Annotated in this window: 1 protein-coding gene; it reads left to right on the forward strand. The window is 68.5% G+C overall.

Annotation, left to right across the window (positions count from 1 at the left end; translation table 11 throughout):
- Positions 1–279 (forward strand): condensation domain-containing protein (locus ACTIDRAF_RS31505; protein ID WP_039789891.1); only part of this gene is annotated, 279 nt, incomplete at both ends.

Below are 279 nucleotides of genomic sequence, written 5' to 3' on the forward strand. Positions count from 1 at the left end.
GCGGTGGTGGAGCACCACGACGCGCTGCGCATGGTGCTGCGCAGGGACACGGCGGGTGCGTGGACACCGGTGGTGTTGCCCGAGGTGGACCTGGACGAGGTCATCCAGGTAGTGGACCTACCGGTCGAGGACACCGCTGATGACATGTGGCAGCGGGCGGTGGTCGCGGCGCAGGCAGGGTTGGACCTGCAACGAGGCCCGTTATCGCGTGTTCTCCTCGGCCGTGGTGCTGGTGGGGACCGGCTGCGGGTGGTATGGGTAGCCCACCACGTACTGGTC

It is taken from the genome of Actinoalloteichus spitiensis RMV-1378, from assembly GCF_000239155.1.
Classification (GTDB): domain Bacteria; phylum Actinomycetota; class Actinomycetes; order Mycobacteriales; family Pseudonocardiaceae; genus Actinoalloteichus_B; species Actinoalloteichus_B spitiensis.